Below are 23,488 nucleotides of genomic sequence, written 5' to 3' on the forward strand. Positions count from 1 at the left end.
TCAACCTCCAAACGTCATGCACCCGGCGGTTACAGTCGCAGCAGCTACGGTGATGGCGTACAAAAGAAAAGCCCCGTACTTGCGGGGCTTGCGACGGCGCGGGATGTGCTGCAGGGTTATGGGCGGGGTCATGCCGGCCTCACTCCCACTACAGCCTTGACGTGGCCCGCAAAAAGAAAAGCCGCAGTGCATGCGGCTTGTCGAGAGGGGAAAGTGGTCGCGCTGGTCTGGCCGTTCACTGTGTAGATGTATCGCATGGGTGTCTCCATGAAAAAGCCGCCTCATTGGGCGGCTGGTTGTTCTTTGCGGCGGTGGGTGTGGTTCATGAATCCCCAGCCTCCAGACGGCTTGCTTGTGTCTGTGTGACCTTCGCAGTTGTCGCAGAGCGGGGTGCCGCAGACGAACTGGCCTGTGTGATCGCACTCGTTGCTTGCCTGCTCGCCGCAGACGCTACATTTCTTTCCCAAGTGCGCTGCGCAGAACTCGCCTTCGCATTCCTTTTTGCACTGGTTTTGCCAGCATGGGTAGTAACGGCAGTAGCTCATATCGCCTCACTCTGGTGTTCTTCGGTAGGTTTCAGCAGCTCGCGAACCTCTTCGGGGCTACGCGGCTCGGGGTAGGTGGGTGGCGGGGTGTGGCCAAAGTCGGCTTCAGCAGGCCCAGGGTTGAGATCAAACGTCATTTGCTCGGCTCCCTACGATGTCGCGCCAGAAGGCTTTGGCGTGAACAAGTCCCGCGCATTCAATGACGCGCCGCACTTCTGGATATGTGCAGGCCATCAGAATGTCCATGGCTGTGCGCGTGTCGTCGTCCACTTCCAGCGCCTCTGCAAGCAGCTCATCAGGACTGAAAGGGCGCGGCCCTGAGACGATGTCGCGGTGCCAGTCGGTGGGCTTGAGGTTTGATAGCTCCGCAAGCACGATGCGGCCTGCCTCAATCTCCAGCGCTTCTGCTTGAGCTTCGCGTCGGTCTTGCTGGTTGGTCCAGCGCTCGGCGTCTGCGCATGGGTTTGCTGTCATGAACATAGTGAGCCTCCGGATAGAAGAAAACCCGCCGTGCTTGCGCAGGGCGGGGTGAAGAGATGGCCGATTAACCATCTAGGGGTTCTCTAAAGAACGTTGGTATTGGGTATTGAGGGCGAGCCTCTGTCGTTAGAAGCCTTTTGCAGGCTTAGTCGGTAGCTTCAGTTCCAATAAACACCCTCAAGAAGTGTGTCATGTAGCTAGGCTCAGTTTAGTAGCGACCGCCGCCGTACCCACCATTGCCATAACCGACACCGGTGCGGTTGCTGGCGCGGAATTCATGGTGGCCACCTGAGCCACGGCCTTCTTCACGAGGCTTGGCAATGTTGACGATGATTGATCGACCATCTACAGACATCCCATTCAGTGCCTTGATAGCAGCTTCGGAAGCGGCGAGGGAATCCATTTCTACGAAACCAAAACCTTTGGATCGCCCGGTTTCGCGATCCATCATGATCTTGGCCGATGTCACATTACCGAATTCGGCAAAGTTGCTTTCCAGGCTGGAGTTAGTGACGGAGTAAGGCAGATTGCCAACGTAAATTTTGTTGCTCATTGGGATTTATTTTCTAATTAAGAACGTGCCAGAAATGACGCGTCGTCTGGATGTGGCTGTCGTGATCAGTGACCTTAACAACCTGGGTATGTTGGTGAGTCCGGTTGTTAGTGGCTCAACGACACGGTGAGGTTTGCGGCATAGAAGCCTGGAGCCAGCCGAGAGTAACGGCATAAATTTTGGCAGCTTCGGTCGTGGTGAAAGTCTTGTCAAAGCGGAAAATTCGGCAGTAGCTGCTGTTCTGCTTTGTGCGCTGAAGCGCGAATGAGGCCTGAAAGCGGCCGCAATTTGTCTTCAGTGATGTGGGCGTAACGAAGTACTGGCCCATTGCAATTGGTAGCTGTGTAATCTGGATCAATCAGAGCGCAAGCTTGGGTTGCTTGCTAGAGCATTGGATTACTCGTTTGGCTGCTGCTCTACAGCCAACGGTGCGAATGATTTCGCGAAAAGTTGCTTGACTAAGGCTGAACAAGCCTTGGTGGAGCTGTTGGTGTTTGCATCTATCTTTGCTAGCCAACGAAATCTATTATGCAGTATTCCTATAAAAAACATAAATTTAATTCTTGTGAGTTTTAAAGGTCTTCGTTCCCAAGCTTCCCCTGTACCGGCTAAGCCAGTAGGCTGAGGCTGGATGCGTACATAAGCCAAGAGAATCCAGAAGGTTGTTTTGGCGAGATCTTCACTAGGGTGGGGTTGTTGACCACCTTGAGGACACGCTTCTAACGGGCGCCTATTTGCTACAACCACGGGTATAGGCATATGCGTAAACTGTCAGCACAAGGAGACTCATGAACATCACTACCCACAAGGTCAAGTTGATATGGGCGTTGTCGATGGCTGGCAATGCAGCCGCTCAAGCGGAGATGAAAATACTCCACAACGACTACCCGCAGCTCAATGAAAAATTCAGTCGCTTCAAGCTTGCAATTGATCAGATTCGAACTGGGGTGACCAAGAAGCCGGACAGACGTGGCTTTAAGATTTAGCCAGCCCACCGTAACTATTTTTTGTTGGCGGATATCCCATCTGTCTAACTTCTGAATTAGCTCTGAAGTTGACTACTTCGAATAGATGCAGCCTCTGATCGGAGGCTGTTTTGCTTCTGAAAAAAAACCCGCTCAAGGCGGGTTATGAAACTGAAGTTTTAAGTTTTAGCTTGATTTATGCGTCATTCTCAGCAGTTTATTTTTGCTGTTTGGACGCGTCGTCTTGCTTCTTTTCTTGAATCTGACCGGAATGCTGCTTTTCTGAAGCAGATTGCTCAACTTCTCCAGGTTTCTGGCTTGTGTTTTTGGGGTCGGTTTGTGTAGTTTGTGTCATTGTGTGCCTCCTAGGCGTTTGTAAAAGTCAAAATAACTTCTACGTCTTCATAATGAGGCTTAAGCAATACCTGCGTTGTGCGAATATGTAAGTAACGATGTTTTTTAGTAGGGCTGATTAAGAGATAGATGAGCTACGAAGTGAATATTATTTCTCTGGTACCAATACTGCACGTTGTGAAATTCCATAAAGGACTTTTAAAAGATAAAAAACCTGCTTTGGGCAGGTTAAATGATATCGATATATCTGCACCGTTATCCCCACAGGAATTGCAGTTGCTGTCCTTGGAAGTCCAAAATATGAATCCTCCTACGTGAGGTTACTTGAGGCTCCTCTTCAAGTATGTGGAGAGGGCAGTGAGCACTCTGATAGGAAATGTTTAAGGAGCTATGAGATCGCCTTGGCCTTGGCAATTGCGGCACGGGCTGAAATGATCGCATTGTTTCCTTGATCGCGCATTTCCTTCGTCATATGAGGATTGGGAGCGTGGGACATTGCGTATTCCATTGCTTTCAAGGCTTCAAGTAAATCAGGCGCTGCGGCGATTAAGCGTGCGTTAGCTTGTAACCTTTGGTCTTCAGGTGGGTGTGAGAAATCTTTATATTCATTCACTGCAAAGGCTATAGTTTCGCCCTGTTGATCAATAATTGCCTGCGTCGATGTGAAGGCTTTGTCTTCATAAATAGGAATTCGCCATAACTTGGCTAAGGCGCTTATTGCAAAAAAATGCAACTCTTTATGTGTAGGCATTCGCCATGCACCTTCAAAATCTCCGACTCTCCATTGCCTTGTTTCACTCATGACTGTCCCCTGTTATTTTTAAAGAGCAGGCTTCTTTTTGGAAGCTACTTTTTAAATGGTAGAAAAAACCTGTTATAGGTAGGTCAATTCTTGGAAAATCATCCCGCTACTTCAACGTTTCTATTGAAAAGCAACATTGTTATTCATACGCATCTTCAATTTTTTCTAAAGGACCCTGACCTGGGTGTCCTTTGTCAAAGGTTGATTGGTGCGCTGGAGAAGGTTTCAAATTTGTTTTTTGCTCAGCAAGTTTGTCTTTGGTGCGTTCCTCTGACTTGCGTTGTTGGCTTTGTTGTTTAGATTCTGTCATCTTGTCATTTCCTGTGTATGTTCGAGAGAGTGCCATGCCTAAAGGCACTCGGTGCTTAGTAATCCAGCTGTGCTGCACTGAGTGATGAGCCCTTTTTGAGGGGCTCTGGCTGAGAGTCACTTTTTTCCTTTGTGTTAGGCACATTTTCTGCCGACGTTGGATGTTCAGATGGTTCGGTTGTGTCGCTTGAATTGCACTGAAAGTAGCTGCAGAACGAGGGAAAGTATTTTTGTAACCAGGACATAAGACCTCCAATTGAAAAAAATAGTAAAAAAGTTTGACTACCAAGCCCCACAGTACTCGCTTTTGCTGCCAATAGTGCGTGCTTTACATCTACTTGGTAAGTGCAGGTAACTTTCAAACCGAAGCCCTCTGTCACAGGTCTTTGGTTTGCCCTGATCTCGCTCAGGGCAGCGCCGATTGCTCGGTGCGTATGCTTAGGTGGCGTCACTTGGGGATAAGAGGGAAGGTGGCTCCTCAACCCGTCTGCCAAATTTGATCCTTTGCCTGTTTCGCTAGGCTTCCTGCGCTGCCGACTTGCAGGTGCCTGGACGGGTCAACCGTCCCAACCATCTCGCATGTTTTCTCCTTCGCAGCGCGTAGCTGCCAGTTGTTAAGTGCTTTCGCCCGCACTGAATAGGCGTCTCATTGGTCTCACGCGGTGTGACCTGCCGCGTGCATCCTGTCCGTAGACTTTCTGCTTGCTCCGTGTACCGACTTTGCGGCTTGGAGACGGGTTTACCCGCGCCTTCGCTGTGATGCACTGCGTTGGCTATTACTCGCTCTATGTCTGGCTGAAAGTGATTTAGGGAGGCAGGCAGGGCGCGACTCCTGCTCAGGCGTTATCCACGCAACAGCGGTATTCGATGAGGCTTCATGCGTGGTGTTTGCCTCACCCTCACCAACGGCCTGACTTTCCATGCATGCGCTTACATGCTTGCCGCCTCTCTAAATCACTCTCTCGCCGCTTGTTAATGACATGGGCTACCTGGCTCGATCACTCGGGGCCCATCGCGTTGGTGCACCTACTGCATCGCCCCCTTTAGGAGCTAACCCCGCCTGTGCTTCCTTTCAGCTTCGGCCCCGGATCGCTGGGCCTTGGGTGTTCGCGTGGTGTGCTGCGATGGAGTTGAGTGTAAGCATGCTAACAACGCAAAGTCAAGTGTGCTTACGAAATATTTTTAGAGTACTAATATTTAATCTGAAGATTTCATACCACTCGGACAAAAAAAAACCCGCTTGAGGCGGGCGACGGTTGGTTGGAAGTTTCTACTGGAATGGCGCAAGCACTATGTCATTGCCAGGTCATAAGGTCTTTCACGTAGAGCAAGGTTGAGTTGATCGATAACGATAGACCAATCGGCGTCATCGGCAAGATCTTCCTTAAGCATGGCCGCCTGCTGCGACGTCCAGAAGGGGGCTTCATAGATGTGTAGGGCCTCATGCAAAATACGATGCTTTTCAATGAACTGAGCGATGCTATCTGGATCGCAGGCTAATCCTAATTGCTCAAATAAGCTCGTAAAGCTGGGTTGTGCGTCACCTGGTGTCATGGACATAAACCCCCCGTGCTTTAAGTGAATCAGGCTACCATGATGATCCTTTTTACAGATTTTGTCTGTAAGGGTTGGTAGCGAGTAATGAGATTGCTGAATGTGCGTGCGAAGTGGGCTTTTTTAGACTGATCTAGTTCAGCGGCAGTGATAGGAGCTACTGCGGCAGCTAGTGCAATCACTGCGCTGCTACCGGCTGCCAAGCTAGCCACACTGCACTTAACACCATTCAGAAGGCGAACACATAGAGAGGGGCGCAGCGTAGTGTGCGTGCGCTACTTTCTTCGAAACTTCCTGCGGTGCTCAATCATGGTGCCAATCACCACAAGGTGCCGCTCATCGCTGCGCAGGATGGGATAGTCGTTATTAAGTGGCACCAACTCGAAGACTTCATGTCCGGCCTCATCTATACCGCGCACTCGGTACTTCTTGAATGTGGCTTCTTGTTTGGTGCTGCGGGCAGCGACGAAGTCACCAGGACGTGGCTGAACATCAGGGTCAATCAGCACTCGATCACCAGGACGAAAATCAGGCAGCATTGAGTCGCCTTCAATCTCCAAGAAGAATGACCACTGCGATGCCTCATCGTCGCCAAATTCCACATCAAAGCCATCACCCGGGCCGTAAGGCACAGCTATCTCTTTCAGCGCGCCTGCTTGAACATGGGAGATAACGGGATAGGGACGCATGCCCATCGGCGTTGGCTTGGCATTGACGTCAAAAGGCGCGACACCACTTTTCTCAGGGCCTGCACCTGTTGCGATCCACATTGCACTAAAGCCAGTCGCTGCTGCGAGCTTTGTCGCAGGGGCGGTCTTAAGGCTTTTCGTTGGACCATCTTTCCATTGCGTAACTGCCGATGAAGAGACGCCAGCAATGTCGGCAATCTCGCCAACGGTTTTTCCTGTCTCTGCCATCAGTTTGGCAATGCGGTCTTGAAGAGTTGTCATGTAAGAGAGCTTACTTGCTATGTTTGTTAGAGTGCTTGCAATTACTCTGTAAGTGCTCTAACATAGGTGGCATGACTAAAACCGAAGCTATCGATTTGCTTGGTGGTTCTGTGGCAAAGGCTGCTGAAGCCATAGGCATCAATTCGCAGGCGGTCTCGCAATGGCCTGCAGAGCTACCTGCACGTCTGATTGACCGTGTTCAAGCTGCCCTCTATCGAAAGCAGCAAACGGAATCGACTGCGCATAGCAGTACTCAAATGGCGCGCCATGACTGACCTCTCCACTTTCAAGCTACGGCATGCCACGCAGATTGAATGCCCTCCAAGCGTATGGCCGTTCATCAGGGGGGAGCCACCAGAGCTTGAATGTGTAGATGCGCCTGGTTCGCCTCTAAGGCCATGCCCTACGGGGGCAACAACAGCACTCGTGCCGCTTTTTGAGCGCTTGATTGAGTCACTAGAGGCTTCGTACAGGTCTTCGAACATTGCACACCCGCATGCAGCTGCCTTTAGCTTTGGGCACTTTGCAGCGCGAATTCCAGAAAAAGCGTAGGTGGCTTGATGTCCAAATCCCAAGTGCGTTCCTTAACCACGAATTTGAGACCGTTCAACCTTATCAGGTCTCCAACGACCGGAGGGTTGGAGTCGTCGATGAATTTGGGGATCGCGTGCTTGCCAAAAACTTCCTTTGCTTCTATCGGAAGCACCAGTTGGATATTGCATTTGTTCATGCCTGCCCTCCTTGGCGATGGTTGTGTGAGAACTTCCATAGTAGCCCAGGCAGGGCGGGCACCCAAACCATGGAGGCCTGACGTATGAATGCTTCTTCCTTCACGCTACCAGCAGGCACGGTCTGCAAGCGCAACGGTATTCCCTTCAAGCTTCAGCACGCGACGCAGATCGAATGTCATCCCGGCGTGTGGCCGTTGATCAAGGGCGAACCTCCTGAATTTGCGCAAGAGGAGGTTGTCCAAGCGCCGCGACCGCTGGCTCCATGTGGTGCTGCTGAACTCATTCCACAGCAGGAGCTACAAGCACAAGCTACAACGAAGGCTTCAGTCCAGCAGGCCGAAGCGATGTTGGCTGCGCTGCACGTTCGCGCTCTAGGCAATGCCTTCACGCCCGCTGAGATTGTTGCTAAGGCTTGGGATCTAGATCTCCACAAGTCAGCACCTTCAATGGGTGAGCTGCAAACCTTCATGCTCCCAGCCGGAACAGCTCTTTCTGGAGAAAACATAGGAGCCACGCTACGCGCTGATGCGGTGGTGGTATGCCACCCAAAAGATGAGTACATCATCCAGGCGGCATTGAAGCTGCAACCTGACGATCAGCGATTGAGTACGTCCGTCAACCACTCGTTGCCAATGACATCGAAGCCTTGCCAAGCAGCTTGTTTGCCAGTGATGTCCACCACAAAAAGCTCGTCGTTGGAGTCCAAGTGCTGCGCTACCCAGTCGCGTACATGCACAGCAGTCAGTGATGTTTCCACGATCCAAGTCGTTGTGAGCCTGGACCAGCAAATTGGAAATTTCGCAGTTATTGCTTCGCGCAATTGAGCGCGCTTTGGTGCGGAGACTTCCTTGTTCAAGTCGTACGTAAAAAGAATTTTGTTCATGCCTGACCCCCATGTGGCTATTGATGGTTGTGTGAGCAACACCATCGTAGCCCTGGGTGTGGCGGGCACCATTTCCATAGAGGTCTGAGCTATGACAGATCAAAAAACAATGTTCGCCCGCGCCACGATTGGTGGCAAAAAGACCGAAAAGCTGGAAGCCCGCGTGTCGGACGAACTTAAAGAGGCCGTGCGCCGCCGCTGGAAGGACGATGGGTTTGGGTCCGAATCTGAGTGGCTGGAGCACGTGATCGCTATTGCATGTTTCGGTTTTGAACATGTACGCATGGTGCAGGAACAGCGTTTGAGGCGGGTCAGCTTTGTGTCTGACATCGTGCAGCCAAATCCCTCTGGCAAAGAGGTGGACTAATGCGCAGCGAACCACCTAGCAAATGCTCTACCGCTTTTGATAGAGCCGCTATTTCCATTGCCATGCAGTTGCAACGGGACCGAAAAAAGCAGCACGCACCGGCGAAGGAATCTTATTTCCACATTCCCAAACAAGAAGAGCGTTTGCACTCTCTGCGAATTGCGAGGGCCGCGATATGAGCATGGCTCTCTACGCTAAAGAAAAACGCCTGCAGGCTCTCGCAAAGCGTGCAGGCGTGAAATTGGCTGAAGCGCACAGCCAAGGACATCAATCAAAAGCACAGCACTTCAAGGCGCGAATGTATCGCTTGCTGAAAGTGGTTGCAAGCCTGCGAAGCCAGGAGGATTAACCATGGCGCGAATTCGTACCGTAAAACCCGAGCTTTTCAAGCACGAAGATCTCTTTGAGCTGGAAGAGCAAACAGGTCTTCCCATCCGCATCGCCTTTGTTGGCTTATTCACATGCTGTGATCGTGAAGGTCGCTTTAAGTGGCGTCCCCGTGCTTTGAAGTTAGACGTGCTGCCTTATGACATGGTGGACTTTTCACGCGTGCTTGACGCGTTAATCACGCGTGGCTTTGTCGTGAAGTACGCGATAAATGGAGAGGTTTTTGGCGAGATTCCGTCGTTCAAGCGGCACCAGACCATAAACAACAAGGAAGTCGCATCAGAAATCCCAGCGCCGCCTGAGAACTTAAATAAATCAAGCACTTGCACGGGAGATTCACGCGATGTCCACGCGAACGGCACGCGTGAACCACGCGAAGGCCACGCCACTCAAGGGGAAGGGAAAGGAAAGGAAGGGAAGGAGGATAGCGCCGAGCTCGACGCGTCGAACTCAACGCCAGCTTCACCTATCGAACTTGACCTGGTTGGAGGCAGCCAAGGCCAGATCGAGGCTTTGGTGAACATTCCCTTGAACGACGGAACCGAGTACCCCGTGACGCAGGGCATGGTCGACGAGTGGGCTTTGACGTACCCAGCGATTGACGTGCTGCAAAAGCTTCGCGAGATCCGTGCTTGGTGCTTGGCGAACAAAGCCAACCGTAAAACTTCGCGTGGCGTGGATGCATTCATCGTGCGCTGGCTGAGCAAAGAGCAAGACCGTGCCCCCCGTGCTGGCGGCTACGTTGGTCAGCAACAGCCTGCAGGCTCGGGTGTTGGGAGCTTCGTGTGATGTGCGGCCACCAACCCCTGATCGACATGCGCCGTGGTGGCGTTTTGCCCAACGACACGGCATGGGTGCTGGACATCGATTCCCCCATCGGTGACTGGCTCTCCCGCAACTGGCACGGTTTTGCGCCAAGTGGTGGGCCGCTGCAGCCCCACATTGCCGTGGGCGCAGATGACGTTATCGAGGTTTTGGATTTCCGCTGCTTGGTGGGTATGACCGTTCACTTGCAGGCAGGTCGAAGCGATGACCGCGCAAAACGTCTCTTCACTGCAATTCGCAAAGTGCAGCCCAAAGCATTGGCCTGCTGCCGCAAGTCTGAAATCTGGCTTTACAAAAACGAAGAGGGCGGCAATGGCAAACGTATTCCAGCTTGATGACATCGACTTCGCTGCGTACGAGCAAGAGACAGACGTCCAGCAGAAGGTGGTCGAGGCATCCGTGTGGGTGCAAGCACTGATCGACCAGATCCTGAATCCACAAAAGTGTGCAAAGGCTGCAAAGCTGCCCTGGCGCAAGACTCATGCTCTGGGTGAGTTCCGCCCTGGTGAGTTGACGCTGTGGGCTGGCGCCAATGGAAACGGCAAGTCGTTGGTGACCGGCATGATAGCCCTGAGCCTGTGCGCTCAAGGTGAGCCTGTTTGCATTGCTTCATTCGAGATGAAGCCAAAGACCACGCTGGCTCGAATGGCACGCCAATGGTCTGGCGAGAACCCCCGACACCCGAAGTGGGTTGGCAGCGCGCCTGGCATCAAGCACATCGTGGGTATTTATGAGCAGTTCCGCGATTGGACGCTAGACAAGCTGTGGTTGTACGACCAGCAGGGCACGGTGGTTCCAAGCCAGGTTGTGGCCATGTGCCGTTATGCCGCCAAGGTGCTGAAGGTCAAACACGTTTTTATCGACAGCCTGATGAAGTGTGTCCCCGATGAGGATGATTACAACGGCCAAAAGCGCTTTGTGGACGAACTGACAGCGATTGCCCGTGATTACAGCATCCACATCCACTTGGTGCACCACATCAAAAAGCCAGCTAACGACGAGCATCGGCCTAACAAGTACGACCTCAAGGGCTCTGGTGCGATCTCCGATTTGGCCGACAACGTGATCCTGGTCTGGCGTAACAGGGCTAAGGAACGCAAGCGCGAAGACAACAAGCTGACCGAGGAAATGGATGCCAAAGAACCAGACACCTTTCTTCTTTGGGAAAAGCAACGCAATGGTGAGTGGGAGGGCTCGATAGGCCTGTGGTTTGAAAAGCAGTCCCAGCAATTTGTGGGCACGTGCGGCGCTGACCCTTTGAAGCTGTATACGCCAGACACCGACGAATAAAACAGGAGCAAGAAAGCATGATCACTCTTACGCTTCCGTACCCTGTGAGTGCCAAATTTGGGCGCTTAACTATCAAATCTCGAGCCGACAACGACAAGTTCGGTCGAACTCAATGGCACTGCATTTGCGAATGCGGAAAAGAGAAGGTCGTTGCACTTTTTCGCATGACCAGCGGCCACACAAAATCATGCGGCTGCATCAAGGGTGAGGCAAAGGCCACGCATCGCATGAAGGGGACACCAACTTACAACAGCTGGTGCGCCATGAAGCAGCGTTGCAACTATCCCGGTAGCGATGAATACGCAAACTACGGTGGCAGAGGGATCAAGGTTTGCGATCGCTGGAATGAAAGTTTTGAAAATTTCTTGGCTGATATGGGTGAAAGGCCTGCTGGGCACACCATCGAGCGAAAAGATACCAATGGCCACTATGAGCCTCTCAACTGTGTTTGGGCAACGATGGAGCAGCAGCAGCGCAACCGTCGTTCAACGATTCTGATTGAGCGCAATGGTGTGACCAAGTGCGTCAAAGATTGGTGCATCGAGCTTGGCCTCAACCCAGACAGGGTGTATGGACGTATCCGCCGTGGCGCAACACCAGAGGAGGCGCTGAAATGATGCCTGCCATTACTCTCACGCTTCCCTATCCTGTCTCTAGTAACAGGTACTGGGCTACCCGCATCATCAAAATGAAGGGTGCTCTCAAGCCCACGGCGATGATTTACGTCACCCCGGAGGCCAAGGCCTTCAAAGAGAAGGTGCAGTGGCTGGCCCGCCAAGCTGGTGTGCGAACTCCATTTCAAGGACGTTTCAATCTGTTGATCATCTTGCACCCTCACTGCCCGCAAGACGCTCACCGTCGCATGAAGCGTGACCCCTGCGGATGGGAGGACACCGTGCAGTGCATGGACCTGGACAACGCCCAAAAGGTGACCATTGATGCACTTAAAGGCGTGGTATTTGAGGATGACAAGCGGGCATGGGATATTCACTCAAAGCGCGGCACGCCCGTTGACGGTGGAAAGCTGGTGGTGACCATTACCCCCATTGCTCCAGCCATGGCCGCGCAAGAGCAGGGTGACTTGCTGGAGACATTGGCATGAGTCGCCTCGTTTTGACCAAAGGCCAAGACGGCAAGCTGCAAGGCCTTGATCCAAAAGGGCAGCGTGCTTGGGATCGTTTCAAGTCCAGACTCAAGGCGCTGGATATAGGAGACACCCTGGGATTTACCTTCTTCTTGCCACGCGATCCAGTAAGTCACCGCAGATTCTTTCGCAAGCTGCAGGTGCTGCTGGAGCGCACAGAGACGTTCGCAGAGTTGGATCACCTGCGTGCCTGGTTGCTGATGGGGGCGGGGTATTGCGACTACATCCCAGGCGTGGGCGGTGAGCTGCGTGCAGTTCCGCAAAGCATGGCCTTCGATGCGATGGACCAGGCCGAGTTTATGGAGCTCAACCGCAAGGTGGACGAGTTTCTGTACACAGACCGCGCTTTGGAGGTGCTTTGGCCTGGGCTTGGCAGCCAACAGCAGTGGAATTGTTTGACCAGTTTCTTGGAGGACCTGCGCCGATGAGCAACAAAGATACCAGAAACAGTCGACAAATAGTTCTGGATGCTATCAATGAGTTGGTAGGCCAGGAGCACGTCATCACACGAGAAAATCTGCAGGCCACGACTGGTCTAACGATGCACATTATTGACGATCATGTCTCTCGCATGGTTGATGAAGAGGGGACGCTTCGGCGCGTTCGACCAGGTGTCTACGAGCTGGCCAAGGGTATTGGCAAGATGCCCAATGTGTACTTCACGGACATCGGTGAAGACAATTCTCTAATCATCGAGGTGGATGATTGCGGCAAGCTGGTTATCAACGATCCCCGGGTGGCGCGCAAGATCGCAGAGCGGCTGTCTGGCAACTATGCCCAGGTGGCCATGCTTGAAATGAAGTACCAGTTTGGCGTTGTTTCGCAAGACCTGATGCTGGAACTCAAAACCGCAAAACGTGAGTTGACACAGCGGATCAATGACCTGGAGGCAGAAAAAGCTAGGCTGCTCCGAACAATTGCCGAGCGCCCAGCCCAGACCAGCCTGAGTTTTGATGCTGTAGATGCTGTCTCCGTGGGTTAAGGCTTTGCAAACCCGCTCCCAAAACGTGCGGGCATTCCGATCCCCCTCTAGGGTTCGCTTAGATAGACTGCTGTCCCCACACTTCGGGGCATGGCAAGCAGTACAGGAAACAAACCATCCCCAAAAAAGCCCGAGATCGATTGGGAGCGTATCGAGCTGGATTACCGCGCTGGCTTGAAGACCCTGCGCCAAATTGCTGACGAACACAGTATTTCCCATGGCGCCATCAACAAAAGGGCAAAGCGTGATGGCTGGGAGCGTGATCTCTCTAAAAAGATTCAATCCAAGGCAGACGCACTGGTATCCAAAGCAGCGGTATCCAAAGAGGTATCCAAAGCAGTTCGAGTTGCTGAAAACACATTGATCGAGGCCAACGCGCTGACTCAAGCAGGTGTGCGTCTCGCTCATCGTGCTGACATCGAGCGCACCCGCAACATCTGCATAGGGATGATCCTCGAGCTGGAGCAGCAAAGCGTTGATCCTTCAGTGATCGCGGAGGCCGCTGAGATCCTGCGCAGCACGCCACCGGAGGAAATGACCAAGGACAAGCGCGCAAAGCTGGCTGAAGCGGCCACAAAGGCTGCATCACTTCAGGGGCGCTCTAGCGTGATGCGCTCTCTGTCCGAATCGCTGAAGGTGCTGGTTGCACTGGAGCGACAGGCCTTTGGTATCCGTGAGGAGATGCCTGAGCCACCGCCGCCAGGACTGGAAGCCTTCACCACCAAGGAGCTGCTGGCTGTGGCTCAAGCCCTAAAAGGTGGCGGGCAATGAATCAGTTAATCCAAGACCTCACTCAGCAGAAGAGGGCTGCTGTGCTGGCCATGGTGGAGCGTGAGCTGCAGGGCCGTCAGTTAGAGCAATACAGTGCATACGCCAAGCAACGAGAGTTCCATGCTGCTGGTGCGAAGTTCAATGAACGGCTTTTCATGGCAGGTAACCAGCTTGGCAAGACCAAGGCTGGGGGCGCTGAGTGGGCCATGCACCTTACTGGCCGCTATCCGGACTGGTGGGAAGGTGCGGTCTTTGACAAGCCTGTGCTCTTTTGGGCTGGCTCTGTAACCAGTGAAGCTACCCGAGATAACCCACAGCGCATGCTGCTGGGCCCGCCAGCGATTCAGGCTCTATGGGGCACCGGGATGGTGCCGCGTGAAGCGATCAAAGATTTCACCCGGGCTACGGGTGTTGCAGACTTGCTCGACAGCGTTGTAATACGCCATGGTGGTGGCGGGGATGTGCAGGCAGGCGAGTCGATCATTGCCTTCAAGTCCTACGAGAAGGGGCGTGAAAAGTGGCAAGGGCCGACAGTTGATGGTGTTTGGTTTGACGAAGAGCCGCCCCTGGATGTGTACACGGAGGGATTGACTCGTACCAACAATGGTATGCGTGGGCAGTTTGTGCAACTGACGTTTACGCCGCTTCTGGGCATGTCTGAAGTGGTGAGCCGTTTCTTGCTGCCTGATGGCAAAGATGCTGGGGCCAAGACCCGCAATGTGACCAGTATGACCATCTGGGATGTGGACCACTACACCCAGGAGGAAAAAGAGCGGATTGTGGCCAGCTACCCCGCTCATGAACGCGAAGCACGCTCCAAAGGTATCCCGACATTGGGTAGTGGGCGCATCTTCCCTGTCGAAGAGGACAGCATCAAGGTGCCGTCATTTCCTGTACCGCCGCATTGGCCACGCATCAATGGGCTGGACTTCGGCTGGGACCACCCAAGTGCCGCCGTGCAGCTTGCATGGGACCGCGACAACGATTGCATCTATGTGGTCAACACGCACCGCCAGAAAGAGGCTGTGCCAGTTGTGCACGCTGCAACGATCAAGGCATGGGGTGATTGGGTGCCAACGGCATGGCCCCATGACGGCTTACAGCACGACAAAGGCTCTGGCGAGCAGTTGGCAGTGCAGTACGCAGCAGCAGGTTTGAAGATGCTCAAGGATCGAGCCACGTTTGAAGACGGCAGCAATGGTGTAGAGGCTGGCCTGATGGACATGCTCGAGCGCATGCAAACCGGGCGCTGGAAGGTATTCAGCCATCTGGAAGACTGGTTCAGCGAGTTTCGGCTCTACCACCGCAAAGACGGCAAGGTGGTCAAGAAGATCGATGACCTGATGAGCGCGAGTCGCTACGCCTTGATGATGAAACGCAAGGCCATTACCAAACCAGCACCGACACGCTCCACGGGCGGCGGGTGGGCTCCTTTAGATCGAGAAATAGGGTACTGACATGCAAGCCATTGCACATAACGAAGCGCCTAAGCAATCTGAAGGCGAAGACCTGGACAAAAGCGCTTTTCTGCAGACGTTGCTGAGCAAGCGTTCAGAGGCTATTGCTGGGCGTGCTGGCTCTGGCATTGAAACAGAGTGGACAGAGGATGAAGAGCACTACCAGGGGATCGATGATGCCAACCGGGCTTTTCAGACTGCCAACCAGCTGTATCGCAGCAAGAACATTGGTGTGGATGCCAAACCTGATAGCCAGCAACTACGTTCGGTAATGTTCTTGAACATAACCCGCTCCTATGTGGATGCAGCCAGCGCACGCGTTGCTGATATGTTGCTGCCCACAGACGACCGTAGTTGGCAGATCAAGGCCACGCCGATTCCCAAGCTCTCCGACGCAATGTTGAATCAATTGCGTGAGGTGATGGGGCCGCTATATGACCGCGCAACCATGGAGCAGTTCGTTGTGCAGCAGGTGGAGGCCGCCAAAGAAGCTGCACTGAAGATGCAATCAGCTATTGACGATCCTTTGGTTGAGAGCAATTGGCACGGTGAAGTACGTCAGCTGATCGAGGACGCGGCGCGTATTGGGGCGGGTGTGCTCAAGGGGCCTTTCCCGGTGTTGCGTCAGGTGCGTATGCCGTACAAGCATCCCGTCACAGGGCATATCCATTATGTGAAGGCGCAAGAGGTCAAGCCTGCGAGCAAACGGATCGATTGCTGGAACTTCTTTCCAGATCCAGCATGCGGAGAAGACGTTCACAACGGAAGCTATACCTGGGAGCGGGACTATATTGGTCGGCGCAAGCTAAAAGAGTTGCTCAAAGACAGTAGCTACGATGCGGAAGCTATACGCAAAGCGCTCAAACAGGGACCAGGACGAACACGCCAGGGCACGGAGGCGGTGTATCGACCGAATGAAGACGAGTACGAAATGTGGATCTTCTACGGTCATTGCGCAAGAGACAGTCTGCGCGCAATGGGTGTTGAGCTTGACGAAGAAGAAGACGAGCGATTGCCGACGATGGCAGTGGTTATCAACGACATGATCGTCAAGTTGGTGCTCAGCCCACAAGAAGATGGTGAGTTCCCGTATGACGTGCTGGCTTGGCAGCGTAGGCCAGGTATGCCCTGGGGTGTTGGCATCGGTCGGCAGATCCGGACCGTGCAGCGCATGCTCAATGGAGCGGTGCGCGCCATGATGGATAACGGTGGCTTGTCAGCTTCGCCTCAAATTGTGATCGGCAACGGCATTACCCCTGTTGATGGAAATTTCACGATTCGTCCGGGCAAGGTATGGCGTGCTGAGACCTCATCTGACGTTGCAGATGTACGGGGCGCCTTTGCCAGTTTTAGTGTGACCAGCGTGCAAAACGAGCTGATGAACATCATCAACTTCGCGCTCAAGATGGCTGAGGACACCACAGGCATGCCTGCGATGTTGCAGGGTATCCGTGGCGATGCTCCTAACACCCTGGGCGGCATGCAGATGCAAAACAACAATGCAACCAGTGTGCTGCGCAGACTGGCCAAGCGCTTTGACGACTACATGACTCGCCCGCATATCCAGCGCTACTTTGACTGGATGATGACTTACAGCGAGGACGAAAGCATCAAGGGTGACTTCGAGATAGAAGTGCGGGCTTCTTCGGCACTGGTTGAGCGTGATGCCCAGCAGCAGTTCTTGACCACACTGTTGTCAGTGTCCGCGAACCCGGTCTATGGCCTGGATCCGGAGTTGCTGGCCGAGGAACTGGTCAAGGGTCAGCGCCTGGAAGTGAAGAACTTCAAGCTGTCGCCAGAAAAGCGGCAGCAGTCCGCGCAAGTTGATCCTACGGCGCAGGCCAAGGCCAAGCTGCTGGAGGCTCAGGCTACGGACAAGCTGGCTGATGCCGAAAAGAAACAGGCTCAAACAGTGGGCATTCGCGGAGAGACTGTCTATGGTGCTGTGCAGACGGCGCAGGTCATAGAGCAAGTACCTGGCACTGCTACCACTGCAGACGGTGTGCTGGGCACGATTGGCTTTGTAGACCAGAACGCAGCACCCATGGTGCCGCAGGCCAGCGCTGCGGGGCAGGCTATCGATGTGCCACAGAACACCAATCCCACAACACCTGCCAGTCCATCAGTTGGATTGCACCAGGGTATAGAAACACCAGAGGCAGACGGCGTGAATTCTTGATTGCGGCCACAAAAGCAACCCTCCCTGCGAAAGCTCGGAGGGTTTTGTTTTGTGAGTTCTTGAGGTCTCCCCCGCCTAGGGTTTCATTAAATGCGCAGGCATCTGGACACTGCAGGGCATGACACAGCCACTGGACTTCAGCTCACCAACATGGAAAGCAATTGCAGCGAAAGCCGGAGAGCAGCTTTGCGTGTTGCGTGAGAAGAACGACAGCGCCTCCATGGATGCAATACGCACAGCAGAGCTGCGCGGACGTATCGCTGTGTGGAAGGAGCTGCTGGCCTTGCCTGAAAAGGTAAACCCAGCACACAACGTCACCGTCGATCCTATGGACTACTGACCGTGGCTAACCTTGAAGTTTAGGAGTGCAAGCGCATGAACGCACAAGAGCAGTTAGAGCAAGAAGCCGCGTTTGAGGCGAGCTTCGCAGGCAAAGAGTTACCAGCGTCGGAAGCCCCCGCAACGGCAACACCAGCCAGTGCCGCGGCATCCGCTGAACAACTTCAGCCCGAGGAGCACGCCGAACAAGAAACAGCGACCACACCAGGAGCCCAGCAAGAGCAGCCTGCTGCCCCTGCTGAAGAAGATCCTGAGGTGTTTGATGGTTTCAAGCGAAGCGAAGTGCTACGACTGTTTGAGCAAGCCTCCAAGGTGTCTGATCTCGAACTGCAGTTACGCAAGGCAAATGGCCGCATCGGTGATCTTCTCCGCAAAAAGGCCGAAGCCCCAGCGCAATCCCAGGTGCCGCCGCAGTCAGCTGCGCCCGTACCAGCCAACCCTGAGTTGGAGCAGTTCGCGAAAGACTTTCCGGAGATAGCTCAGTACGTTCAGGCCGTGATCCCACAGGCATCGAAACCGAAGGAGGCCCCGCAGGTAGAGCAGCAGCAGACCGAGGCCAGGGACGCTGTACCTACACCTGCCGCGCTGGATCCCGTGGATATTGAGCTGGCTGTGATGGATCGCATGCACAAGGGGTGGCGACAGACCGTGCAGTCACAGGAATTCAACCTGTGGCTGGGGGCGCAACCGCACGAAGTGCAGCAAGAGTTTGAAGTTGCTGATACCGCAGACCGCCTGGCTGCAGTGATTGGCCAGTATTCACAGTGGAGCACCGCCAGAGCCGAGGCCGCTAACAAAGCAGCCAAGGGCAAGCAGCGGCTGCAGGCTGCTGTGACGCCGACCAGTCAAGCACAGCGCCCAACGGCTGAGCTCACCGAAGAAGAAGCTTTTGAGGCCGCGTTTAACTCTAAATAAGTGAGCGCGGTACACGGAGAAAGAACATGGCTCAATTTACCTCTGGATCCCCAGCAGCCCGTCTCGGCAAACTCAAGGGGGATATTCTTAAACATGCAGTGCCGGCTGAAGTTCTGGGCATGTGTGGGCAGCAACGCCAAATTCCCAAGAACAGCGGTTTGACGGTCGTGCATCGACGCTATCTGCCTTACGGGGCATCTGCGGCGAACGCCAACTCGATCAACCGCCCGAAGGCTGATCCGGCAAACCATATGCTCATTGAAGGCGTGACTCCGCAAGCGGACAGCCTGACGCCACAGGATATTTCTGTGACGCTCAAGCAGTACGGTTGTCTGTATCAGCTGACCGATGTGGTTGCGGACACCTACGAAGACGATGTGCCAGCTGAGATGAAAAAGCAGACTGGTGAACGCATTGCTTTGGTGCGCGAGATGATCCGCTACGGTGTGCTCAAGGCATGTACGAATGTTTTCTATGCGGGCGGGGGCTCTTCGCGTGCCACGGTGTCCAAAAATATTGAGTTGAAACTGCTTCGCAAGATCAGCCGCAATCTTCAGGCCAACCATGCCAAGCGCATCACCGGTGTTCTGGATGCTGGCCCCAAGATTGCCACACGTCCCGTGGAAGCTGCTTATGTGGTGTTCGTGCATACCGACGCAGAAGCGGATATCCGCGATCTCGAAGGCTTTACGCACACCAGTGAGTACGGTACACGCACGCCTATTTCACCTTATGAGTTGGGCAGTTGCGAAAACTTCCGCTTTGTGACTACGCCTGAGCTTTCGCCTTACTTGGATGCGGGTGCCTTGATTGGTTCGACAGGCCTGACAGGTGACACCAAGGTCGATGTGTACCCGTTCATCATGGTGGGCGAGGATGCATACGGCCAGGTGGCATTGCGAGGTGTGAACTCAATTGACCCCACTTACATCGCTCCCGGCGTCAAGGATAAGTCCGATCCGCTGGGCCAGCGTGGCTACGTGGGTGCCAAGTTCTACATGGAATGCACCATGCTCAACGAAGGCTGGATGGCCGTCGCTGAAGCAGGGGTGACAGCCTTGTAAGGGTACGTGCCCACATCAACCCCCGAGCTGATGACAATCTCTCGGGGGTTGCCAAATCTTCCAACCTTTGCCGAAAGTTGATATGGCTACCTCTCAACCTAAAAAGCCTGCAGTCGATTCGACCAACGAATACCTGGGCGCGAGCAATACCATGGAGTTTGGCGTTGTGCCTGACTTCACGAGCGAGATCATTGATAACCCGATTCCGGATATGGCGTCCGCTGAATACGAGGCCTTCATGAATGAGCCGGTGATGGTGACAGTGATGTCCAGCGGAAAAGACAACGAGCACATGTTTGTGCAAGTCGCGGTCAATGGGGTCATCCAGATGTTCAAGCGCGATGTGCCGATTGTGGTCAAGCGCAAGTATGTGGAACGTCTGGCACGCGCCAAGGAAACCGGATACGAGCAGACACTGGATGATCGTCTGGGCGAAGCCATGAATCGTTTGACCTCACACCACAGCCTGCGCTATCCCTTCCAGGTTAACCGTGATGACAATCCACGCGGTGCGGCCTGGCTGCGCTCAGTATTGGCCTCTTAGCAGCAGGGATTGGCGCCATGAAGGTCAAAGAACTGATCAGTCTTTATCGAACGCAGTCTCTTGATAAAGTCTCAGGCAAGAACCATGGGGACATATTCAGCACAAATGAAGAGTTGATCCTCTACGCCAATGAGGCGCAGGTGGAAGCCTGCCGCCGCAGTGAGTTGCTGCTGGACTCCACAGGGCCAATGTGCACGCATGAGCTGGCGCCAGGTCAGCGTTCGATTTCCCTTGATGGTCAGGTGCTGACCATTCGCCGTGCCTACATTGGCGCTCAACCGGTGCGATCTGTGGATGCGCAATGGCTGGATGACTCCATTCCTGGCTGGGAAGACGATGAGCGCTGCGCTTCGCCTATGTATTTGGTCACAGGCATGGATAGCAACAGCTTGTATCTGTACCCTAAGCCCAGTAATGCAGTGACGCTGCGATTGACTGTCTCTCGTTTGCCGAAGGTTCTGGCTGGCGATGATGATGAGCCGGAGATCCGTGCAGAGCACCATGCTGGGCTGGTCGAATGGATGCTGTTTCGCGCCTACAGCCGCGAAGACAACGACCTGTACAACGACACCAAAGCCGCGCTGTGCCTGCGCCGGTTTGAAGCCGAGTTCGGCTCCAAGGTGAGTGCACGCAATGAAACTTGGATGCGCCAAGCAGAGAGTGTGTTGCCGGGGCCGATTGCTTGAGGGGTGCTGGGGGGAACCAACACATTGGCTATCCTCCCCAACGGTGTCCACGGGCTTGGCCTTCCCATTGGTGTTTATTACTGATTCAATTGCTTGTCACTTCAAGTGGCACAGTCCACAGTACATAGAAGACGGTCAGACATCACTATTAAGAAGGCAAAGCAAAGCCACAAAAAGGCTGCATAGCGGACATCGTTTTGAATGTCTGGCATATGAACAATCAAAAATCCGCATCTAAACGCACGCCTGTTTCGCAATGGTGTTTTAGTTTTGCAGCAACGGAAACGCAATAATTGATTCTCTTGCTTCAGACATTGAATTTCGTGATAGGTAACCGCAAGTTTGCCGACAAGATCTTCATGCTTGCTTGGCAAGAGCGTACAGGCCATTGTTCATGTTCCAGGAAATAGGATTTTTCTGGGGCGAAAGCATTCTGAGGTTTTCTTCAAAGTACTCTTTCACACTCATACGAACCTTCCTTGTCAATGGTTGTGTAAGGAGCTGTATCGTAGCCAAAGCAGCGGCGGGTACCAATTGGGGCAAGAACTGAGAAATGGAACTTTTAGAGGTGGAGCCGCAGTCCAGTATTAGACTGACTACGTTTTCTTGTTCCATGCCGTACAGGCAGCTCAGAAAGAACGGGGCCCGGAACCTTACTAAGTCCCAACGATCGCTGCCGTATAGGCAGCTCAGAAAATGCCGCGTATGCAGTAACTCTGCCGCAGTTGGTTCGCTGCCGTATAGGCAGCTCAGAAAAGATCGTTACCCTGCAAGGTTTCGAGCCACGCGTTCACTGCCGTATAGGCAGCTCAGAAAACAAGGAGGGCTGCGTAAGCCCCGAGCGAAGTGTTCGCTGCCGTATAGGCAGCTCAGAAAGTTTTGGAGCGGTGATCCCCAGGAGCTGGTGAGTTCGCTGCCGTATAGGCAGCTAAGAAAATGGAGGATTAATACAGCAAGCAGCGCGCAATGTTCGCTGCCGTATAGGCAGCTCAGAAAATGACGGAGATAGCCCTGCGCATCTCGTTAGCTGTTCGCTGCTGTATAGGCAGCTCAGAAAATCTGGTTTACACAGCATGCACACCATGTCTCGTTCGCTGCTGCACAGGCAGCTTAGATAGATTCGTTTAACTCAAACCCGCTTCGTCGGGTTTTTTTAATGCCCCGGCTAGGGTTTCGTTGTAGCCACTTATCCCAACAGACTTGGAGCCAAAGCAAACAAGCGAGGCTCTATCCATGGCTAGCAATCCAACCCAACAAGCGTATGACAACTGGCAGGCGGCCAAGACTCCCTGGTACCGTCAAAGCACGCCGACCAGCGCAGGCAGAGAGAAAGAGGCTGAGGATGCCTATTCGCAGGCAGTGCGCAATCCGCGCAGTGGGGTGGCCTTCGGTGGCAATCCTGGTGCTCCAGCAAAACCTGCTGTTGCGGCTCCATCAATGAGTGCAGTGGATACGGCACAGCAGGTAACGCCAACGCCAGCTACGCCCGCATCAAAACCAGAACCTTCATTTGTGAATGGTGCAAGCCAAGTATCACCAGGCATTTACCGCGTTGGCGATAGTTATGCAGGGACAGCAGAAGCGGCTAGCGCCCTTAACGCAGTGCCAGCACTGAAACCCTCTGCGCAAAACATGGAGGCTGCTGAAGGTTTGGCTGGGCGTAGATCCCTGGTTGAGGCAGCAGACTTACAACTGGGCCAACAGGCCCAGCAGGTAAGAGCACCTACTGCCACCCACAGCGGCAACGACTGGACCGCACGAGAGATGCTGCGACGCCAGAAAATGGATGCAAGTAGTTTGATCCATAAGTCCCATTGGGCACCAAAAGGATCTGGGCTTGCGGCTCAGGCAGCGTACCAAAAAGCTGCAGCTGCAGACATTGCGGCCATGACCGGAGGACAAACGCAAGCTGACGTAGCGACCATGCAGCAAAACGCAGGGTTGATTGGTGAATCCATGCGCCAAGATGGCGCGAACCAGCGCGAAGGGCAGCGTAGCTTGATGGATGCAGCCCGGCTGAAAGGTGATCTGACCACGCAGGGTTTTGCCCATCGCGCAGCAGCACAGCAAGAGCAGTTGCGCAATACGCTGCTTGATCCGAACGCTACGTCAGAGCAGCGTGCACTTGCGCAGCGGTCGCTGTCTGCACTGGCAGGTAAGACTGCGGCGGACAGGATGCAGACTGTGAACTTGCCAGACACTACCAATGAGATGGGTGCGGTGGTTCGCGGGGGACAGGCCTTGATACGTGTGCTAGAGGATGGCACTGCCCAGCAGGTACCAGTTGGATCAATGTCTTCAGAGCCTCCAGCGAACCACATTGATGCATTGCGCAAGGATCCCAAATTGGCAGCCTTCTTTGATGAGCAACATGGCAAGGGTGCTGCAGCCCGGTATTTGGGACGTTGAAAT

The 23,488-nt window shown here is 53.8% G+C and carries 31 protein-coding genes; 22 read left to right on the forward strand and 9 right to left on the reverse strand.

Annotation, left to right across the window (positions count from 1 at the left end):
- The 4 genes from QEP11_RS04305 to QEP11_RS04320 form a co-directional block, all read right to left on the reverse strand.
- On the reverse strand, positions 1–132 hold the full coding sequence (locus QEP11_RS04305; protein ID WP_284335403.1) for a hypothetical protein: 132 nt from the start codon (positions 130–132) through the stop codon (positions 1–3).
- 409 nt (positions 133–541) lie between these two features.
- Positions 542–682, reverse strand: a complete 141-nt coding sequence (locus tag QEP11_RS04310) for a hypothetical protein (RefSeq protein WP_284335404.1) — start codon at positions 680–682, stop codon at positions 542–544.
- Entirely contained in the window at positions 672–1,025 is a 354-nt protein-coding gene (locus QEP11_RS04315) for a hypothetical protein (RefSeq protein WP_284335405.1), read from the reverse strand. Before QEP11_RS04315 ends, QEP11_RS04310 begins: the two co-directional genes overlap by 11 nt.
- 208 nt (positions 1,026–1,233) lie before the next feature.
- The gene (locus QEP11_RS04320; protein ID WP_284335406.1) at positions 1,234–1,578 is read right to left on the reverse strand and encodes an RNA recognition motif domain-containing protein; all 345 of its coding nucleotides are present in this window, start codon (positions 1,576–1,578) and stop codon (positions 1,234–1,236) included.
- Positions 1,579–2,366: 788 nt separating this feature from the next.
- Here QEP11_RS04320 and QEP11_RS04330 point away from each other — a divergent pair.
- Positions 2,367–2,564, forward strand: coding sequence for a hypothetical protein (locus QEP11_RS04330; RefSeq protein ID WP_284335407.1), 198 nt, complete (start codon positions 2,367–2,369; stop codon positions 2,562–2,564).
- Between the two features lie 462 nt (positions 2,565–3,026).
- Positions 3,027–3,215, forward strand: a complete 189-nt coding sequence (locus tag QEP11_RS04335) for a hypothetical protein (protein WP_284335408.1) — start codon at positions 3,027–3,029, stop codon at positions 3,213–3,215.
- Positions 3,216–3,285: 70 nt separating this feature from the next.
- On the opposite strand, the gene QEP11_RS04340 is transcribed toward QEP11_RS04335, so the two are convergent.
- The 4 genes from QEP11_RS04340 to QEP11_RS04355 form a co-directional block, all read right to left on the reverse strand.
- A complete protein-coding gene (locus tag QEP11_RS04340) occupies positions 3,286–3,699 on the reverse strand; it encodes a hypothetical protein (RefSeq protein WP_284335409.1) in 414 nt (137 codons plus the stop codon).
- A gap of 139 nt (positions 3,700–3,838) precedes the next feature.
- Entirely contained in the window at positions 3,839–4,045 is a 207-nt protein-coding gene (locus tag QEP11_RS04345; RefSeq protein WP_284335410.1) for a hypothetical protein, read from the reverse strand.
- Between the two features lie 1,253 nt (positions 4,046–5,298).
- Positions 5,299–5,568: a DUF2789 family protein gene (locus QEP11_RS04350; protein WP_284335411.1), complete on the reverse strand. Its 270-nt coding sequence runs from the start codon at positions 5,566–5,568 to the stop codon at positions 5,299–5,301.
- Positions 5,569–5,837: 269 nt separating this feature from the next.
- A complete protein-coding gene (locus tag QEP11_RS04355) occupies positions 5,838–6,512 on the reverse strand; it encodes a LexA family protein (RefSeq protein ID WP_284335412.1) in 675 nt (224 codons plus the stop codon).
- Between the two features lie 71 nt (positions 6,513–6,583).
- Here QEP11_RS04355 and QEP11_RS04360 point away from each other — a divergent pair, with 71 nt between their 5' ends.
- Complete coding sequence (locus tag QEP11_RS04360; RefSeq protein WP_284335413.1) at positions 6,584–6,787, forward strand: Cro/CI family transcriptional regulator; 204 nt, start codon at positions 6,584–6,586, stop codon at positions 6,785–6,787.
- A gap of 233 nt (positions 6,788–7,020) precedes the next feature.
- On the opposite strand, the gene QEP11_RS04365 is transcribed toward QEP11_RS04360, so the two are convergent.
- Positions 7,021–7,242 (reverse strand): hypothetical protein, encoded by a 222-nt coding sequence (locus QEP11_RS04365; RefSeq protein ID WP_284335414.1) that lies wholly within the window; start codon positions 7,240–7,242, stop codon positions 7,021–7,023.
- A gap of 84 nt (positions 7,243–7,326) precedes the next feature.
- Here QEP11_RS04365 and QEP11_RS04370 point away from each other — a divergent pair, with 84 nt between their 5' ends.
- From QEP11_RS04370 to QEP11_RS04460, 19 genes are all read left to right on the forward strand, one after another.
- Positions 7,327–8,067 carry a hypothetical protein gene (locus QEP11_RS04370; RefSeq protein WP_284335415.1) on the forward strand — a complete coding sequence of 247 codons (741 nt, stop codon included), beginning with the start codon at positions 7,327–7,329 and terminating at the stop codon, positions 8,065–8,067.
- Positions 8,068–8,217: 150 nt separating this feature from the next.
- Positions 8,218–8,493 carry a hypothetical protein gene (locus QEP11_RS04375; RefSeq protein WP_284335416.1) on the forward strand — a complete coding sequence of 92 codons (276 nt, stop codon included), beginning with the start codon at positions 8,218–8,220 and terminating at the stop codon, positions 8,491–8,493.
- 175 nt (positions 8,494–8,668) lie between these two features.
- Positions 8,669–8,842: a hypothetical protein gene (locus QEP11_RS04380; RefSeq protein ID WP_284335417.1), complete on the forward strand. Its 174-nt coding sequence runs from the start codon at positions 8,669–8,671 to the stop codon at positions 8,840–8,842.
- Positions 8,843–8,844: 2 nt separating this feature from the next.
- Complete coding sequence (locus tag QEP11_RS04385; protein ID WP_284335418.1) at positions 8,845–9,669, forward strand: hypothetical protein; 825 nt, start codon at positions 8,845–8,847, stop codon at positions 9,667–9,669.
- On the forward strand, positions 9,669–10,040 hold the full coding sequence (locus QEP11_RS04390; RefSeq protein ID WP_284335419.1) for a hypothetical protein: 372 nt from the start codon (positions 9,669–9,671) through the stop codon (positions 10,038–10,040). Before QEP11_RS04385 ends, QEP11_RS04390 begins: the two co-directional genes overlap by 1 nt.
- Entirely contained in the window at positions 10,018–10,995 is a 978-nt protein-coding gene (locus QEP11_RS04395) for a DnaB-like helicase C-terminal domain-containing protein (RefSeq protein WP_284335420.1), read from the forward strand. The genes QEP11_RS04390 and QEP11_RS04395 overlap by 23 nt, the downstream gene beginning before the upstream one ends.
- Before the next feature lie 263 nt (positions 10,996–11,258).
- Positions 11,259–11,612, forward strand: a complete 354-nt coding sequence (locus QEP11_RS04400) for a hypothetical protein (protein WP_284335421.1) — start codon at positions 11,259–11,261, stop codon at positions 11,610–11,612.
- Positions 11,609–12,097 carry a RusA family crossover junction endodeoxyribonuclease gene (locus QEP11_RS04405; RefSeq protein WP_284335422.1) on the forward strand — a complete coding sequence of 163 codons (489 nt, stop codon included), beginning with the start codon at positions 11,609–11,611 and terminating at the stop codon, positions 12,095–12,097. Before QEP11_RS04400 ends, QEP11_RS04405 begins: the two co-directional genes overlap by 4 nt.
- The gene (locus QEP11_RS04410; RefSeq protein WP_284335423.1) at positions 12,094–12,567 is read left to right on the forward strand and encodes a DUF1367 family protein; all 474 of its coding nucleotides are present in this window, start codon (positions 12,094–12,096) and stop codon (positions 12,565–12,567) included. The genes QEP11_RS04405 and QEP11_RS04410 overlap by 4 nt, the downstream gene beginning before the upstream one ends.
- A complete protein-coding gene (locus tag QEP11_RS04415) occupies positions 12,564–13,121 on the forward strand; it encodes a hypothetical protein (protein ID WP_284335424.1) in 558 nt (185 codons plus the stop codon). Before QEP11_RS04410 ends, QEP11_RS04415 begins: the two co-directional genes overlap by 4 nt.
- 90 nt (positions 13,122–13,211) lie before the next feature.
- Positions 13,212–13,892 carry a hypothetical protein gene (locus tag QEP11_RS04420; protein ID WP_284335425.1) on the forward strand — a complete coding sequence of 227 codons (681 nt, stop codon included), beginning with the start codon at positions 13,212–13,214 and terminating at the stop codon, positions 13,890–13,892.
- Positions 13,889–15,349, forward strand: a complete 1,461-nt coding sequence (locus tag QEP11_RS04425) for a terminase large subunit domain-containing protein (RefSeq protein WP_284335426.1) — start codon at positions 13,889–13,891, stop codon at positions 15,347–15,349. The genes QEP11_RS04420 and QEP11_RS04425 overlap by 4 nt, the downstream gene beginning before the upstream one ends.
- 1 nt (position 15,350) lies before the next feature.
- The gene (locus QEP11_RS04430) at positions 15,351–17,528 is read left to right on the forward strand and encodes a portal protein (RefSeq protein ID WP_284335427.1); all 2,178 of its coding nucleotides are present in this window, start codon (positions 15,351–15,353) and stop codon (positions 17,526–17,528) included.
- Between the two features lie 118 nt (positions 17,529–17,646).
- Entirely contained in the window at positions 17,647–17,868 is a 222-nt protein-coding gene (locus tag QEP11_RS04435; protein WP_284335428.1) for a hypothetical protein, read from the forward strand.
- Between the two features lie 35 nt (positions 17,869–17,903).
- Positions 17,904–18,782 (forward strand): hypothetical protein, encoded by an 879-nt coding sequence (locus tag QEP11_RS04440; RefSeq protein WP_284335429.1) that lies wholly within the window; start codon positions 17,904–17,906, stop codon positions 18,780–18,782.
- A 26-nt stretch (positions 18,783–18,808) separates the two neighbouring features.
- Positions 18,809–19,846 (forward strand): N4-gp56 family major capsid protein, encoded by a 1,038-nt coding sequence (locus tag QEP11_RS04445; protein ID WP_284335430.1) that lies wholly within the window; start codon positions 18,809–18,811, stop codon positions 19,844–19,846.
- Between the two features lie 82 nt (positions 19,847–19,928).
- Complete coding sequence (locus QEP11_RS04450; protein WP_284335431.1) at positions 19,929–20,390, forward strand: hypothetical protein; 462 nt, start codon at positions 19,929–19,931, stop codon at positions 20,388–20,390.
- A gap of 17 nt (positions 20,391–20,407) precedes the next feature.
- Positions 20,408–21,076 (forward strand): phage adaptor protein, encoded by a 669-nt coding sequence (locus QEP11_RS04455; RefSeq protein ID WP_284335432.1) that lies wholly within the window; start codon positions 20,408–20,410, stop codon positions 21,074–21,076.
- Between the two features lie 1,233 nt (positions 21,077–22,309).
- Positions 22,310–23,485: a hypothetical protein gene (locus QEP11_RS04460; protein ID WP_284335433.1), complete on the forward strand. Its 1,176-nt coding sequence runs from the start codon at positions 22,310–22,312 to the stop codon at positions 23,483–23,485.
- Positions 23,486–23,488: the final 3 nt, after the last annotated feature.

This window comes from Comamonas halotolerans, assembly GCF_030162935.1.
GTDB classification, from domain to species: domain Bacteria; phylum Pseudomonadota; class Gammaproteobacteria; order Burkholderiales; family Burkholderiaceae_C; genus Comamonas; species Comamonas halotolerans.

Coding starts and splice junctions, on each gene's coding strand:
- QEP11_RS04305 (WP_284335403.1), bottom strand. CDS start 132: ATGACCCCGCCCATAACCCTGCAGCACATCCCGCGCCGTCGCAAGCCC.
- QEP11_RS04310 (WP_284335404.1), bottom strand. CDS start 682: ATGACGTTTGATCTCAACCCTGGGCCTGCTGAAGCCGACTTTGGCCAC.
- QEP11_RS04315 (WP_284335405.1), bottom strand. CDS start 1,025: ATGTTCATGACAGCAAACCCATGCGCAGACGCCGAGCGCTGGACCAAC.
- QEP11_RS04320 (WP_284335406.1), bottom strand. CDS start 1,578: ATGAGCAACAAAATTTACGTTGGCAATCTGCCTTACTCCGTCACTAAC.
- QEP11_RS04330 (WP_284335407.1), top strand. CDS start 2,367: ATGAACATCACTACCCACAAGGTCAAGTTGATATGGGCGTTGTCGATG.
- QEP11_RS04335 (WP_284335408.1), top strand. CDS start 3,027: ATGAGCTACGAAGTGAATATTATTTCTCTGGTACCAATACTGCACGTT.
- QEP11_RS04340 (WP_284335409.1), bottom strand. CDS start 3,699: ATGAGTGAAACAAGGCAATGGAGAGTCGGAGATTTTGAAGGTGCATGG.
- QEP11_RS04345 (WP_284335410.1), bottom strand. CDS start 4,045: ATGGCACTCTCTCGAACATACACAGGAAATGACAAGATGACAGAATCT.
- QEP11_RS04350 (WP_284335411.1), bottom strand. CDS start 5,568: ATGTCCATGACACCAGGTGACGCACAACCCAGCTTTACGAGCTTATTT.
- QEP11_RS04355 (WP_284335412.1), bottom strand. CDS start 6,512: ATGACAACTCTTCAAGACCGCATTGCCAAACTGATGGCAGAGACAGGA.
- QEP11_RS04360 (WP_284335413.1), top strand. CDS start 6,584: ATGACTAAAACCGAAGCTATCGATTTGCTTGGTGGTTCTGTGGCAAAG.
- QEP11_RS04365 (WP_284335414.1), bottom strand. CDS start 7,242: ATGAACAAATGCAATATCCAACTGGTGCTTCCGATAGAAGCAAAGGAA.
- QEP11_RS04370 (WP_284335415.1), top strand. CDS start 7,327: ATGAATGCTTCTTCCTTCACGCTACCAGCAGGCACGGTCTGCAAGCGC.
- QEP11_RS04375 (WP_284335416.1), top strand. CDS start 8,218: ATGACAGATCAAAAAACAATGTTCGCCCGCGCCACGATTGGTGGCAAA.
- QEP11_RS04380 (WP_284335417.1), top strand. CDS start 8,669: ATGAGCATGGCTCTCTACGCTAAAGAAAAACGCCTGCAGGCTCTCGCA.
- QEP11_RS04385 (WP_284335418.1), top strand. CDS start 8,845: ATGGCGCGAATTCGTACCGTAAAACCCGAGCTTTTCAAGCACGAAGAT.
- QEP11_RS04390 (WP_284335419.1), top strand. CDS start 9,669: ATGTGCGGCCACCAACCCCTGATCGACATGCGCCGTGGTGGCGTTTTG.
- QEP11_RS04395 (WP_284335420.1), top strand. CDS start 10,018: ATGGCAAACGTATTCCAGCTTGATGACATCGACTTCGCTGCGTACGAG.
- QEP11_RS04400 (WP_284335421.1), top strand. CDS start 11,259: ATGAAGCAGCGTTGCAACTATCCCGGTAGCGATGAATACGCAAACTAC.
- QEP11_RS04405 (WP_284335422.1), top strand. CDS start 11,609: ATGATGCCTGCCATTACTCTCACGCTTCCCTATCCTGTCTCTAGTAAC.
- QEP11_RS04410 (WP_284335423.1), top strand. CDS start 12,094: ATGAGTCGCCTCGTTTTGACCAAAGGCCAAGACGGCAAGCTGCAAGGC.
- QEP11_RS04415 (WP_284335424.1), top strand. CDS start 12,564: ATGAGCAACAAAGATACCAGAAACAGTCGACAAATAGTTCTGGATGCT.
- QEP11_RS04420 (WP_284335425.1), top strand. CDS start 13,212: ATGGCAAGCAGTACAGGAAACAAACCATCCCCAAAAAAGCCCGAGATC.
- QEP11_RS04425 (WP_284335426.1), top strand. CDS start 13,889: ATGAATCAGTTAATCCAAGACCTCACTCAGCAGAAGAGGGCTGCTGTG.
- QEP11_RS04430 (WP_284335427.1), top strand. CDS start 15,351: ATGCAAGCCATTGCACATAACGAAGCGCCTAAGCAATCTGAAGGCGAA.
- QEP11_RS04435 (WP_284335428.1), top strand. CDS start 17,647: ATGACACAGCCACTGGACTTCAGCTCACCAACATGGAAAGCAATTGCA.
- QEP11_RS04440 (WP_284335429.1), top strand. CDS start 17,904: ATGAACGCACAAGAGCAGTTAGAGCAAGAAGCCGCGTTTGAGGCGAGC.
- QEP11_RS04445 (WP_284335430.1), top strand. CDS start 18,809: ATGGCTCAATTTACCTCTGGATCCCCAGCAGCCCGTCTCGGCAAACTC.
- QEP11_RS04450 (WP_284335431.1), top strand. CDS start 19,929: ATGGCTACCTCTCAACCTAAAAAGCCTGCAGTCGATTCGACCAACGAA.
- QEP11_RS04455 (WP_284335432.1), top strand. CDS start 20,408: ATGAAGGTCAAAGAACTGATCAGTCTTTATCGAACGCAGTCTCTTGAT.
- QEP11_RS04460 (WP_284335433.1), top strand. CDS start 22,310: ATGGCTAGCAATCCAACCCAACAAGCGTATGACAACTGGCAGGCGGCC.